Genomic DNA, 14015 nt, shown 5'->3' on the forward strand with positions numbered 1-14015 from the left:
TTGCGCAAAATGAGTGCACAGTTGGATATTCCAGCAAATCAGGCATGCAGATTTCGTCTACGGGCATGCAGACAGGTTGAAGGCACATGACGGTGGCCCAACGAGTCGCGATCAGCTAGCTCGAATAGCCGCGTTCCAGGGCATGCCGCTGCTGATATCGATCCAGCGCCAGATGGACGAGGCGCGTCAGCAGCTCTCCATATGGTACGCCCGAGGCTTCCATCATCTTCGGATACATGCTGATCGACGTGAAGCCGGGCAGGGTGTTGATCTCGTTGAAGCAGAATTCGCCGGTTTGCCGGTCGAGGAAGAAATCGACGCGTGCGAGGTCGCTGCATTCGAGCGCCGCGAAGACCTGCACCGCGAGCGCGCGCACGCGCGCCATCTGGGCCTCATCTAACCTGGCCGGGAGATCGACGCGGGCGCCGTCGGGATCGAGATATTTGGCCTCGTAGGAATAGAACTCGTGATGGGCGTTGGGATTGAGCTCGCTGGCGACGCTCGCAAACAGCGTCTCGCCCTCGAGCACGGCGACCTCGATCTCGCGGGCGTCGATGCCCTGTTCGACCAGCACCTTGAGATCGTAGCGAAACGCATCGTCGAGCGCGGGACCGAGCGCATCCCATGTCTTGACCTTGTGAATGCCGACACTGGAGCCCATGTTGCACGGCTTGACGAACACCGGGAGGCTCAGCCCCTCGATCACCTTCGCAAGAGACGCGGCCCGATCGATGACGAAAGCCTTGCGGGTCAGCACGCGATAGGGCGCGACCGGCACGCCGGCGAATTCAGCGAGCCGCTTGGCGACGTCCTTGTCCATGCTGACGGCAGAGGCAAGAACGCCCGACCCGACATAGGCAACGTCGGCGAGCTCCAAAAGGCCCTGCACGGTGCCGTCTTCACACAAGGGTCCGTGCATGACCGGAAAGACGACGTCGATCGCGATCGGGCCTGTTGCGTTGCCGGAGATCGGGATGAGGACCCCGCGTCCATCGGCACCTCGGGCGAGCCGCATCTCGGGCGCATCGGGCAGGATCGGCAAGGATGTCTGCGCCTGGTCGATCGTCGCAAGATCGTTCCACTGCCACCGGCCGGTCTTGTCGATGGAGACCGGGATCACCTCGAAGCGCGCACGGTCGAGATGCCTGAGCACGGAGGCGGCCGATTTCAGCGAGACCTCATGCTCACCGGACCTGCCGCCATAGAGAACCACGACGCGAATTTTCTCTGCCATGGCTCAATTATCACGCGCTCCGTCCGGAAGTCACGTCTTGCCTGCGGAGGGGAGGGCGTGTGCGCATGAATGCGTCGGCGGCCGCTGAGAGGCCCTCAGCCTCGTTCAATCATCCAGCGGTTGACGGCCTGGTGAAAGTTGAGGGGGCCGGGAACGGTCATGTGCGTCTTGACGTATTTGAAGCCCGCCCTTTGGAGCGTGCGGTTCGGAGCCACGTTGAACGCGTTGGGCTCGCAGAAGAGTTGCTTCAGTTTGAGGGCCTGGAAATAGAGCTCGACGGTCTGTCTGACGCACTCTGCGCCGATACCCTGCTTGCGTTGTGAGGCATCGGTGATGTGAAGGTGCATGTTCGCCTGCTGGCGAATGCGGATCTTGTCGGCAGTCGAGAACCCCAGGAACCTGTCTTCGTAAAGCCAACTTACCAAAAGGCTGCTCCTCTGCTCGACGGGCTGGTCGAACATCTGCTCATAGAGCCGCTGCCATTGCGATGCCGGCGGCAATCGCGACGGATCGACCCCGAGCATTTCCAAATGCTCTGGTGTCGCTGCGTGGAAATATTCGATGATCTCCGCAGTTTCCTGCAAATTCATCAGGCGAACGGTGACGGTCATTTGGTTGTCCTTGCCCTGGCTGCCAAAAGCTCTCGGGCGCGCTCGAGATCGGCCAGCGTATCCACGCCGAGCGGCTCTGTCTGGATCACCTTGGCGTCCATCCGCATGCCATGCTCGATCGCCCGGAGCTGCTCGAGACTCTCCCGCTGCTCGAGGATGCCACGCGGCAGGCTGACATATTTCGCCAACGCCTCGCGCCGATAGGTGTACATGCCGACGTGATGATAGTGCTTGCCGGCCCCGGAGGGGATTACGGCCCGGCTGAAATAGACCGCGCGACCGATCGTCTCTCCCGGCTGGATTGCAAGGGCGATCTTCACGACGCTCGGCGCCTGAAGCTCGATGGGATCCTCGATCTCGGTGGCGAGCGTGGCGATTGAACAATCGGCATGCCGGGACAACGGCTCCATGGTCGCCCGTATCGTCATTGGATCAATGGTCGGCAGGTCGCCCTGAAGGACGACGGCGACATCGTAGGCCGCGTCCGCGTCGATCAGCTGCAGGGCAGCGTGTGCACGATCCGATCCCGTCGGGAGCGTCGGGTCAGTCAGGACCGCCCGGCCGCCCAGATCGCCGATGACATCCACGATGGCTTGATCGCCACAGGCGACGACGACGGGGCCGATATCGGCCTCGAGGCCTCTTCGCCAGACGTGGACGATCATGGGCTGACCGTTGATATCCGTCAGCGCCTTGCCTGGGAGCCTGGTTGAACCAAGCCGGGTGGGTATGATCACGATCGGACGCATCGAAACTCTCGCTTTCTGAACGGGCAAATTAGCACACAAGTCTGAGGCGCCGGCGAGGGGCGCTGGCGCCTCGTCGCAATTCAGCTCCCGCCTGCTCAGCCAGGTCCCGCGCCGGTCGGGACGACGTAGACCTCGACCCTAAGACGGCGGAGGAAGTGAGCGGTGCAGACTCCGATCACGCCGCCGCCGCAGATCACAACGCGCATGGCTTATTCCTGACTCGGCCCGGTCGTCTCGCAATCGTTCGGAAACAGCCTAGTTCGTATAGCCCCGTTTCAGGGAATTGGAACTGCCTGCCGGGGCCGATCCAGCACTGTGTCGTGTTTCAGAATGTTTCACGCGGGCGTCACAACCCCTCGGTACGTTCACCGCGGTAATTTGGAGCCACGGGCGGGCTTCTTCTCATTTTCGTGAACCGGTTCGGCGCAGGACGACTCGCGTTGCTGCCTGCGGTGAGCCGTCTTTTGTCCAAAGCTGTTCTGGGGAGCGACCATGACGGGACTTGGTGAAGGGAAGTTGGAAGGCGTCTACGGCAAGCGGCACTGGACAGGCTTCGTGCTTGCCGCCTGCATCGCTATTTGTTCGATCGTCAGTGCGCATGCCGACGATGACGACCGCGACAGGGGAGGCGAGAGCCGGGCTTACGCCATCGGGCTCTGGGGTGATTTGCCGTATTCCGACCTGCAGGCGCAGCTCGGCGTGCCGAACCTGATCGCCGACATGAACGACCAGAAGCTTGCCTTCACGGTTCATGATGGCGACTTGAAGGCCGGCAGCGGTACGCCTGGATCGGTGACGCCGACCACGTGCAGCGATGCGCTGTACCAGCAGGGACTCGGATATTTCAATGCGCTGAAATCGGCTGCTATGGTTACCCCCGGCGACAACGACTGGACCGACTGCGATCGGCCGGCGAACGGCTCGTTCTCCTCGCGCGAAAGGCTCGACTACGAGCGGAAGATCTTTTTCAGCACCGATTTCTCGCTTGGCCAGCGGCCCATCAAGCAGCAGGTGCAGCACGACAAGCTGTGTCTCGATCACAACAACCAGTTGACCGGCTGCGTCGAGAATCGCCGCTGGATCATGAAGGGCGTGGTTTACGCCACGCTCAATATCCAGGGATCCTGCAACAATCGTTGCGATACGTTACCCGACGACGCCGAATGGGCCGCGCGCAACAGCGCCAACATCCTCTGGATGCAGCAGACCTTTGACGTGGCGAGAACGTACCGCGCCGCAGCTGTCATGTTCATCTCGCAGGCGGACCCGGGCTGGGATCAGTCGGACGGAACCCGCGCGCCGTTGCGTGACCCGAAGACGCTAGTGGAAACCGATGCGAATCCCGACGGTTTCCAAGCCTTCCTGGTTGCGTTGCGCGATGAAGTGGTCGCCTTCGGTCGGCCCGTCGCCTATGTTCACGGCGACTCCCACTATTTCCGGATCGACCGGCCATTCCTCGATGCAAAAGGCCGGCGGCTCGAAAACTTTGTCCGTGTCGAGACGTTCGGCGATCATCAGGAAAACGGCAACAACGACGTGCATTGGCTGAAGGTGTTCGTGGACGACCGCAGCCGCGAGGTGTTCGCGTTTCAGCCGCAGATCGTGCCTGCCAACCGGACCGCCGTGCCGGCGCCTGCGAAGCGCGGCGACAACTGACAGGCGGTGCCGGCCCCCGGCCACGGCTTCAGCCGGGATCGGCCCAGTCGTCAGCGAGATCCGGTGCCGGCGGATTGCGCCGGCACCATTTTGTGAAGCTGGGCCCTCTCACCCCGGTCCCGCGCCTTGCGTCGCCGTGAAGACGGCGTAGGGCGATTGGCTCGCCGCCATGAACAGGCGGTTGCGCTTGGGCCCGCCGAAGCAGATGTTGCCGCAGACTTCGGGCAGGCGAATGCGGCCGAGCAATTTGCCCTCCGGCGACCACACCGTTACCCCGTTATAGCCGACCGCGCGCCCCGCATTGCTGGAGGCCCAGACATTGCCGTTGACGTCGCAGCGCACGCCGTCCGGACCGCATTTGATGCCGTCGATCACGCAATCGGAGAAGCTTTTCTGGTTGGACAGCTTGTTGTCGCTGCCGACATCGAACACGAAAATCTCGCCTTTGCCGCCGGGGCCGGTGTCGCCCGGTCCCTTGCCGGTCGAGACGACATAGAGCTTCTTGAAGTCGGGCGAGAAGCACAGCCCGTTGGGATCGGGCACCTGCTCCTCGGTGACGACGAGATCGACGCGACCGGAAGCGTCGATACGATAGCAATTGGTCGGCAGCTCGCGCTTGCCCGGTGTGAAGCCGGCGGGTTGTCCGATCCGCGGATTGAGCTTGCCGCCGGAATTACTCGGACCACCCGCTGCATCGGGCTCGCCTTCATACAGCTGGCCGCCATAGGGCGGATCGGTGAACCAGTAGCTGCCGTCGGGATGCGCGACGACGTCGTTCGGCGAGTTCAGCTTCTTGCCGTTGTAGTTGTCGCATAGCACGGTGGCGGTGCCGTCATGCTCGTAGCGCGTCACCCGCCGGGTCAGATGCTCGCAGGAGAGCTGGCGGCCCTGGAAGTCGAACGAGTTACCGTTGGAATTGTTGGAGGGCATGCGGAAGACGCTGACGCGGCCGTCATCCTCGCTCCAGCGCATCTGCCGGTTGTTGGGAATGTCGCTCCACAACAGATACCGCCCCTGTGCGCTCCACGCCGGGCCTTCAGCCTAGAGCACGCCGGTGTAGAGCCGCTTGATCGCAGTGTTGGGCTGCGCCAGATCGTTGAAGGAGGGATCGACCGCGATGATGTCGGGGTCCCAGAAATAGGTGGTCGGCGCGCCGTGCGGACCGAAGTCGCGTGGTGGTGTGGTGATCGTCGTCGGTGGGGCGGCGGGACTGGTCTGGGCCAGCGCAGCGCCCGTTCCGGCCATCGTGGCCGCGGCGCCGAGCGCAAGCCCCTGCACCAGCGTTCGTCGTGAAAGCGCAACATCCTGCTCACGCTGCTGTTGGCGTGTCATTGGTGTCCTCCCAGGTCATGTTCGGCTGGCCGGTTGATCCGGCCGAGCAGTGCAAGGTTAGTCCGGTCCGCGTCCGGTTGCGAGCGCTACAGTTGCAGCCTCTCCGCGCGAAATCCTTGATGTCGCCAAATTCGTGCTGCGCTGTGGATGGTCGCGGAAGATGATGCCGAAGCATTGCGCATGATCGTGCCGCTCTGCATGAAAGCGACAATTCATCTCGCCCGGCGTTGTGAATCGAAACTGACTTCGAGGCCTGTCAAGTCTTGACCTCGCCCGTCATGCTGGCAGAAACATTTGCGGGGGCCAAACGCCGGAGTTCCGCGTGATACAAGGTGTCGTCGTACTGGTCATATTGCTCGGGATCGCATTTGCGGCCGGCTATCTCACGCGTGACCAAGTGTCCCGAAAGAAGCGGCACCAGGCGCGCCGCTGGCGCGACTATGTGGAACCCGACTGGCTCCAGACGCGCCCGCCCGCCAACACCAACGAGGTGACGGCCACCAACCGGATGGCGCGGCCGGCTGTGGTCAACGGCGAGCTCGGCCAGATGCTGGATCGCTGGGAGACCAGGGCGCGCGCCCGGCGGACGGGGTAGGGCACATCACCTCGACTCTCATAGCCCGGATGAGGCCACCGGGGCCCCAAGACTATAAGAGCTGCCGCCGCCCGGTCGTGCAAAACATGATGGCTGGGACAATCAGCCTGCGACAAAATATTCCGCTTTATCGAAATTCGGATTTATCGCATGTGTTGTCCTTCCTGATCCGCGAAAAGGGGCCGATCGTACGTCGTCGCGAGCCGCCGATCGGGCTGCGGTGGACGCTGGGCAGCGTCGTCGCGGATGTGAGTGGCAGGGCGGGCAGTGGATTGAGCCGAGTCCCGTGATCAGCTTGCATGCCGCGTTGTGCGAACGGTGCCTCCAGCAAGGCCCCCTGGGGCGAAGCAGGATCTGCCGGCGTACGCGAAACCGTGTGGTCTTGGTCCGGCGCCTAGGTCAGCTTCCCTGACCATCTTTTGGCGTTGCAGCTGCTGCCATTTCTCGTCTAGAACGACGCACCGAGCCTTCCGGCAACCAACCGTCAACGGTTTTGCCTGAGAATTTGGGGCTCAAAAGGGTCTGGCAATGCTGATTCGCGGCCAAATTGATGGGATTTCGGGGGAGGTGGCTCTGGCCGCCGCCACGATCCCGGCCGCGCTGCTGCCCACGCTCCTTCTTGGCGGGCTTCTTCTTACTTGCCCCTGAGGGCCGGCTGGGCGCTGTGCGCCTGGGCACTCAGGGGTTGGTCGAGATCACCAGACACCTCAAGCGCCCAGCAGACTGACGGCGCAAAAGCTCAAAAGGAAATTTGCAATGGCCCCCGCGAACAAGTCCGACAAGGACCGCGTCATCATTTTCGACACCACCTTGCGCGACGGCGAGCAATGCCCCGGCGCCACCATGACCTTCGAGGAAAAGCTCGAAGTCGCCGAGTTGCTGGATGATATGGGCGTCGATGTCATCGAAGCCGGCTTCCCCATCACCTCCGAAGGCGACTTCCAGGCGGTGAGCGAGATCGCCCGCCGCTCCAAGAACTCGATCATCGCCGGCCTGGCGCGTGCGCACCCGGCTGACATCGATCGCTGCGCCGAAGCTGTGAAATTCGCCAAGCGCGGCCGCGTCCACACCGTGATCGCGACCTCACCGCTGCACATGCGGGTGAAGTTGAACAAGACGCCGGAGCAGGTGATCGAGACCTCGGTCGCCATGGTCGCGCGCGCCCGCAACCAGGTCGACGACGTCGAATGGTCGGCCGAGGACGGCACCCGCAGCGAGATGGACTATCTGTGCCGCATCGTCGAGGCCGTCATCAAGGCCGGCGCCACCACGGTGAACATCCCCGATACCGTCGGCTACACGGTGCCGGAGGAATACACCCACTTCATGAAGACACTGATCGAGCGTGTGCCGAACTCCGACAAGGCGGTGTTCTCGGTGCATTGCCATAACGACCTCGGCATGGCCGTGGCGAACTCGCTGGCCGGCATCGTCGGCGGGGCGCGTCAGGTCGAGTGCACCATCAACGGCATCGGCGAGCGTGCGGGCAACGCGGCGCTCGAAGAGATCGTGATGGCGATCAACGTGCGCAACGACAAATTCCCCTACTGGAACAAGATCGACACCACGCAGCTCACCCGCGCCTCGAAGGTGGTGTCGGCGGCGACCTCGTTTCCCGTTCAGTACAACAAGGCCATCGTCGGCCGGAACGCGTTCGCGCATGAAAGCGGCATTCACCAGGACGGCGTGCTGAAGGACGCCTCCACCTACGAGATCATGCGGCCCGAGATGGTCGGCCTGAAGCAGTCCTCGCTGGTGCTGGGCAAGCATTCCGGCCGTCATGCCTTCGTGCACAAGCTGGAGGAGATGGGCTACAAGCTCGGCCCGAACCAGCTGGAAGATGCGTTCACGCGAATGAAGGCGCTCGCCGACCGCAAGAAGGACATCTACGACGAGGACATCGAGGCGCTGGTCGACGAGGAGATGGCGGCCTCGCACGACCGCATCAAGCTGACCTCGCTGACCGTGATCGCCGGCACCCATGGCCCGCAGCGCGCGACCATGAAGCTGGACGTCGACGGCCAGATCAAGATCGAGGAAGCCGAGGGCAACGGTCCGGTCGACGCAGTGTTCAACTGCATCAAGCGCTTGGTGCCGCACGAGGCCAAGCTCGAACTGTATCAGGTTCACGCCGTCACCGAAGGCACCGACGCGCAAGCCGAGGTCTCGGTGCGGCTGTCGCATGACGGCCGCTCGATGACGGCCCGCGCGGCGGATCCGGATACGCTGGTGGCGTCTGCAAAAGCCTATCTCGGCGCGCTCAACAAGATCGTCATGAAGCGCCAGCGCGACACCGTGACGGCGGCGGCAGCGAGCTGACGTCTTCGCCTCTCCCGCCTGCGGGAGAGGCCGACACGCGAAGCGTGGCGGGTGAGGGTTCTCTCCTCACAGGGAATATCCCATTGCGGAGACACCCTCTCCCCAACCCTCTCCCGCAGGCGGGAGAGGGAGCGCAGAGGTGTTTGCAGCGTTCATGATGAATAGCTGCCCTGCTAACGGCCAATAGCGGCTCTGCCTCCCAGCGGCTATTGATGCTGCCGGCTCAAGATCGGCTGCTCGCATGCCGGACAGCCCAAAAAACAACAGGGAGAGATTATGCGCACCTTCGCGATCGCGGCGTCCGTCGCTGCACTGGCACTCGGCCTTGCCGGCACCGCCAGCGCCGACCCGATCATCATCAAGTTCAGCCATGTCGTCGCGACAGACACGCCGAAGGGTAAGGCATCCGAGAAATTCAAGGAGCTCGCCGAGAAGTATACCGGCGGCAAGGTCAAGATCGAGGTCTATCCGAACTCGACGCTGTACAAGGACAAGGAGGAGCTCGAGGCGCTGCAGCTCGGCAGCGTGCAAATGCTGGCGCCGTCCAACTCCAAATTCGGCCCGCTCGGCATCCGCGAATTCGAGGTGTTCGATCTGCCCTACATCCTTCCCGACCTGAAGACGCTGCGGAAGGTGACGGAAGGTCCGCTCGGCGCGCGGCTGCTCAAGCTGCTCGAACCGAAGGGCATCACCGGCCTTGCCTATTGGGACAACGGCTTCAAGCAGATGAGCGCAAACAAGAAGCTGATCACGCCGGCGGACTATCAGGGCGTCAAGTTCCGAATCCAGTCCTCGCGCGTGCTGCAGGCTCAGTTCAAGGCGCTGGGCTCGCTGCCGCAGGTGATGGCGTTCTCGGAAGTCTACCAGGCGCTGCAGACCGGCGTGGTCGACGGCCAGGAGAACACCTGGTCGAACATCTACACCCAGAAGATGCACGAGGTGCAGAAGTACATCACCGAGACCAATCACGGTTACATCGGCTACGTCGTGATCGTGAACAAGAAGTTCTGGGACGATCTGCCGGCGGACATCCGCGATCAGCTCTCGAAGGCGATGAAGGAAGCGACCGACTTCAACAACGCGCAGTCGCAGAAGGAGAACGACGACGCGCTCGCCGAAATCAAGAAGAGCGGCAAGAGCGAGATCATCAAGCTTACGCCGGAGCAGGACGAGGCGATGCGCAAGGCGATGGAGCCGGTCTACAAGGACGCCGCAAGCCGTGTCGGCCAGCCGCTGATCGACGAATTCCAGAAGGAAGCCAAGAGCACGACGAATTGAGCAGGATGGGCGCGTGTGGCGAACCAGGTTCGATGCGGCCTGGATTGAACGAATGATGAATGAAGGGCTTCCGTTGCAGGGCTGCAAGGAAGCCCCTTGTTGCAAATGATTTCCAGTTCGCGATTTGATGCAGATCAAGGAGTTACATCTTCGTAAGAGTGGCTCTCTGTCCAAGTTGTAAGTTGCGCCGGGGCCTAGCGGCGCCCATCTTCAGGGCATCCTTCCAGAGGAGGTTCGTATGAGGAAGTTTACCATCGCCGCCATCGCCGTGCTCAGCATCGCCGGCTCGGGCGCGGTCTATGCCCAATTTCATCGCCCGTGGATGGAGCACTTCCACCACACCCGCATGAACCCCGAAGACCGCGCTGCCTTCGTCGACGCGCGGATCGCCGCCGTCCATGCCGGGCTGAAGCTCAATGCCGACCAGGAGAAGCTGTGGCCGCCGGTCGAGGCCGCCGTGCGCGACTTCGCCAAGCTGCGCATCGACCGCGCCAATGCGCGGATGAACGCCGGCCCGGGCGACGCCGACAAGAACGGCGACAAGCCGGAGGATCCGGTCGCCCGGCTGCGCCAGCGGGCCGACGACATGGGCGCGACATCTGCGGCGCTGAAGAAGATCGCCGACGCCGCCGACCCGCTCTACAAGAGCCTCGACGACGGCCAGAAGCGCCGCCTTGCCGTGCTGACCCACCATCGCGGCCCGTTCGGTGGCGGCGAGGACGGCCCGCGCCGCCATTTCATGGAGCGCGGCATGGACCGCATGATGGAGCACGGGATGGACCACTTCCGCGGCGGCGACCGCGATGGCGGCTCGGATCGGGAAGGGCGGCTTTGAGCAGCCCGGGATTTCCCGGGAATTAACCTCTGAGAAGCCGCTGGAATCCAGCGGCTTTTCGCCATTTCCGGGGCTGTGGAAGAACCTTGGAAAACTTGCGCCACGTCGCTTGCCAGACCCGGATCGCTTTGCTAAACGACCGGCCTCGCAAGGCATTGACCGCCTTTCGGGCGCATAGCTCAGTTGGTAGAGCAGCTGACTCTTAATCAGCGGGTCCCAGGTTCGAGCCCTGGTGCGCCCACCAAGTTCTTCAAGGACTTACCCTCGCGAACCGTTTGAGACGACCGAACTAAAACGGTTTTTCAAACGGTGATTTCGGCGGTCGATCGGCGGGTCCACTCTCGGCATTGTGATCTACTGTGCTGGACGAGGCGGAGGCGAAGCCGACTCGAAGGCCGCCAGACAGGACCGCTTTTCAATGTTCAATCTGGGGGTCAGAGCCGCCCGACATAGCCGGCATTTTCCCACTTCTGTTCTATGTCGTCAGCGACGCATTGGGGCGGCTGCGCCGCACTGCCATCGAAATAGTGTTTGAAGTCGACGTGAACCCTCATGTTGTCCGGTCGATAAGCCGCGATGCGGTCGTATAGGAGAACCGACCCTGCCTCGAAGCGCCGATAGACCGATTTGTGCATGGGTGATCTCGACTCCTCAGTCTTCGGATCAATGGGAAGCTCGCGAACTCCGGCCTTGAGGAAGCCACCCGCCTGTTCATTGTGTTGGGGGCCGGCAGGATCGGGTGACAGCCGCAGGACGCTGCGGTCATGTTTCAGGCCGCCCGGGATGAGCGAGGCTCCGGCGAGCAGCCAGTTCAGCGCCACATCCGACAAGCGGGCCTCATTTTCCAGATAGCCGCCGCCGACATCAGCATGCACGCCCGGAAACCAGACCTGCTCGAAGTAGAGGTTGCCGTGCGCGTCGCGTACGTCCTGCTTCTCGGCCGTGGGCGACCAGCCGACGCGCTTGAAGTCGGCGCGGTTCTCGTCGATCGAGATCGCATGCTTTGCGTAGCCGACATTCGGATTCAGCGTTGTGTCGTAGAATTTATGCTTCGGCGGGGCGAAATGCGCGGTCCGGAGGCGCTTCAAGAACCCGTAGCCGGGTAAGGATGGCGCGATCTTGAGATAGTTCATGAGAAAAGCGATCAGAGCTGTGGCGACGCCGAGGTAACTCAGAATCCAAGCTCCCCATCCCGCCCATGGAAAGATCGGCTGAAGGAAGCCACCGAGCCAATGCAGTCCGATCAGCAGCGCAATGCCGGAGGTCACGAGCGCCGTGCCGAGATATTTGTGGCCGAGGGCGGCGACCGTATCGAACACGCCGATGAAGTATGGAAAGACGTTCGCCCGCTCGGCGCCGTTGATGGTGGTTGTGCTACCGTACTGCTGTCTGAATTGTGAGGCGATCGCGTCGCGAGTCTCCAACAGAAACTGCCGGTATCCAAGAGTCTTGCGCGAGTAGGATGGGCAGAATTGATAGACATCCTTGACGGCATGCTCGGCCAGCTTATGAATGCTCTTTGGATCGCGGCGCAGGGGCGAACCATCGGGCATATGGCGCGGGATGCCGCAATAGGTCATAACGCCGGCAACCGATCGCACAGTGTAGGCCCCACGGCTGAAACCGATCAGAAAGACGCGGTCGCCTTCCTCATAGAGGGCAATGATCGCGGCGTAGCAATCGACGATGTTCCGCGTGATCCCGAGGCCGGTCGCCATGCTGGCTAAATTGTAGAGCCAACGCATCCAGCCAATCTTGAAATGACCGCCGTCCGACGCCGAACCTAGACCGGCATCGTAGAAAGCGACCTGTTCGGATGGTTCGACCTTCGTGTCCGGGCCGACGCGGCAGGCGCGGTAGAGCTTGTAAACGTTCGTCCGCGCTTCGTCGAAATTGATGCCGCCGGCCTGGCCTGTACCGTCGGAAAAGATCACAATATTCTTCGGCATTGCACACCATCCCCAAAAGTGCGCCAAAGGCCAGTTAATATCATAGATTGCGGGCTCCGAAATGTGAGCTGGCCCACTTGCGCACAGCCCAGGGTAGCAATTGCCGCCGCATTTTGAGTCATCTAAGGCTTAACTCGCCGCGGTCGCGTAAACGGCTCGGTCGGTTTTGCGGCCTACCTTGGGGCTTGGGTCGCGCTGACCGATCCATGGCGAGGTGCGGTCGTGTCCTACGAGATACCGATTGCGTCCGGTCGTTCTATGCTGCCAACGCGGGCGGCGCAGTATGTCCGCATGTCCCGGGACAGTCAGCGCTATTCGACGGCAAACCAGGCAGAGGTGATCGCGGCCTACGCCCGAGATCGCAACATTACCATCGTTTGTACCTATGCCGATGAAGGCCTCAGCGGCCTTGCCATTCACTGGCGCGATGGCCTCAAAGCGTTGATTGCCGATGTCGAGTCAGGGCATGCGGAATTTGACTGCGTGCTCGTCTACGACGTCACCCGCTGGGGCCGTTTTCAGAATCTCGACGAGAGCGCCTATTACGAATTCATGTGCCAGCGGGCGGGCATCACCGTGCATTACTGCGCCGATGAGTTTGAGAATGACGGCAGCCTCGCGTCGTTCATGCTCAAGAACAACAAACGGTTCAATGCGGCCGACTTCAGCCGGCAGCTTTCCAAGAAAGTCTTCCTCGGCCAATCGCGCGTCACCCGCATGGGTTTCTGGCGCGGCGGCATGCCCGGTTATGGTCTGCGGCGCCAATTGATAGATGAGGCCGGAGCGGTCCGGACGACGCTCGAATACGGCCAGAAGAAGTATCTCCAGACTGACCGCATCAAGATCATTCACGGTCCGGATCGGGAGGTCGAGACCGTCCGGCGCATCTTCACCTCGTTCGTGTCCGAGGGAAAATATCTCGGCGAGATCGCCTCTGAGCTGAACGCAGAGCAGATCAGAACCACGCGTGGCCTGCGCTGGAACGGTGAAACCGTTGGAAAGATCCTGGGGAACGAGGCCTACATCGGCAGCCTCATCTACAACCGGTCATCGTACAAGTTGAAACAGCGCCGCGTCGTCAATCCACGCGACATGTGGATCAGGCATGACGAGGCCTTTCCGCCCGTGATCGCGCCCGAGCTCTTTACCAAGGCGCAGGAGATGATGCACACGCGCCGGCAGCAACGGACCGATCAGGAAGCCATTGATCGCCTTGCCGCCCTTGGGCGGGAGAAAGGGCACCTGACGACCGCCATTATCGCTGCCGCCGACGATATCCTGTCGGCGGAAAGCTACCGGCGTCGCTTTGGCTCCCTCGTGGCTGCCTACCAACTCGCCGGCTATCAGCCCGAGCCACGCCAGCGCCTCGCGGAAACGGCCGATAAATACAGGACACTTCTTGCCCGGCTTGCCGACGAGATTGTCGAGCGAGTCAATGGGCTGGGTGGCCGAGCAAT

General features: G+C 62.1%; 10 protein-coding genes, 1 tRNA gene and 2 pseudogenes. 7 read left to right on the forward strand and 6 right to left on the reverse strand.

Translation table 11 applies throughout. The features are described from left to right. Positions 1-115: 115 nt before the first annotated feature. The 4 genes from ACWAT4_RS11660 to ACWAT4_RS11675 all read right to left on the reverse strand — a co-directional run bounded on the left by ACWAT4_RS11660 (position 116) and on the right by ACWAT4_RS11675 (position 2800). Positions 116-1234, reverse strand: a complete 1119-nt coding sequence (locus ACWAT4_RS11660; protein WP_449730571.1) for a D-alanine--D-alanine ligase family protein — start codon at positions 1232-1234, stop codon at positions 116-118. A 95-nt stretch (positions 1235-1329) separates the two neighbouring features. Continuing rightward, complete coding sequence (locus ACWAT4_RS11665) at positions 1330-1845, reverse strand: GNAT family N-acetyltransferase (RefSeq protein WP_212298764.1); 516 nt, start codon at positions 1843-1845, stop codon at positions 1330-1332. Continuing rightward, positions 1842-2594 (reverse strand): 3-deoxy-manno-octulosonate cytidylyltransferase, encoded by a 753-nt coding sequence (locus tag ACWAT4_RS11670; protein WP_449730572.1) that lies wholly within the window; start codon positions 2592-2594, stop codon positions 1842-1844. Before ACWAT4_RS11670 ends, ACWAT4_RS11665 begins: the two co-directional genes overlap by 4 nt. Positions 2595-2689: 95 nt before the next feature. Further along, positions 2690-2800 (reverse strand): NAD-binding protein, encoded by a 111-nt coding sequence (locus ACWAT4_RS11675; RefSeq protein WP_212425452.1) that lies wholly within the window; start codon positions 2798-2800, stop codon positions 2690-2692. Between the two features lie 286 nt (positions 2801-3086). Here ACWAT4_RS11675 and ACWAT4_RS11680 point away from each other — a divergent pair, with 286 nt between their 5' ends. Continuing rightward, complete coding sequence (locus ACWAT4_RS11680) at positions 3087-4250, forward strand: hypothetical protein (RefSeq protein ID WP_449730573.1); 1164 nt, start codon at positions 3087-3089, stop codon at positions 4248-4250. Positions 4251-4358: 108 nt separating this feature from the next. Here the strand turns inward: ACWAT4_RS11680 and ACWAT4_RS11685 are convergent. Next, positions 4359-5582, reverse strand: a pseudogene (locus ACWAT4_RS11685) (SMP-30/gluconolactonase/LRE family protein). A 325-nt stretch (positions 5583-5907) separates the two neighbouring features. Between ACWAT4_RS11685 and ACWAT4_RS11690 the strand changes: the two are divergent. The 5 genes from ACWAT4_RS11690 to ACWAT4_RS11710 all read left to right on the forward strand — a co-directional run bounded on the left by ACWAT4_RS11690 (position 5908) and on the right by ACWAT4_RS11710 (position 10853). Further along, positions 5908-6177, forward strand: a complete 270-nt coding sequence (locus ACWAT4_RS11690; protein WP_449731196.1) for a hypothetical protein — start codon at positions 5908-5910, stop codon at positions 6175-6177. 756 nt (positions 6178-6933) lie between these two features. Then, a complete protein-coding gene (locus tag ACWAT4_RS11695) occupies positions 6934-8496 on the forward strand; it encodes a 2-isopropylmalate synthase (RefSeq protein WP_212298760.1) in 1563 nt (520 codons plus the stop codon). Between the two features lie 276 nt (positions 8497-8772). Then, positions 8773-9774 carry a TRAP transporter substrate-binding protein gene (locus ACWAT4_RS11700; protein ID WP_212444645.1) on the forward strand — a complete coding sequence of 334 codons (1002 nt, stop codon included), beginning with the start codon at positions 8773-8775 and terminating at the stop codon, positions 9772-9774. Positions 9775-10012: 238 nt separating this feature from the next. Further along, complete coding sequence (locus tag ACWAT4_RS11705) at positions 10013-10609, forward strand: Spy/CpxP family protein refolding chaperone (RefSeq protein WP_212298758.1); 597 nt, start codon at positions 10013-10015, stop codon at positions 10607-10609. Between the two features lie 168 nt (positions 10610-10777). After that, a tRNA-Lys gene (locus ACWAT4_RS11710) sits at positions 10778-10853 on the forward strand. Between the two features lie 190 nt (positions 10854-11043). Here ACWAT4_RS11710 and ACWAT4_RS11715 read toward each other — a convergent pair. Further along, the gene (locus ACWAT4_RS11715; protein ID WP_449730574.1) at positions 11044-12585 is read right to left on the reverse strand and encodes a DUF2235 domain-containing protein; all 1542 of its coding nucleotides are present in this window, start codon (positions 12583-12585) and stop codon (positions 11044-11046) included. Between the two features lie 264 nt (positions 12586-12849). On the opposite strand from ACWAT4_RS11715, the pseudogene ACWAT4_RS11720 reads away from it, so the two are divergent. Then, positions 12850-13674 (forward strand): annotated as a pseudogene (locus tag ACWAT4_RS11720) (recombinase family protein); the annotation flags it as partial. Positions 13675-14015: the final 341 nt, after the last annotated feature.

The organism is Bradyrhizobium sp. T-1 (assembly GCF_053592855.1).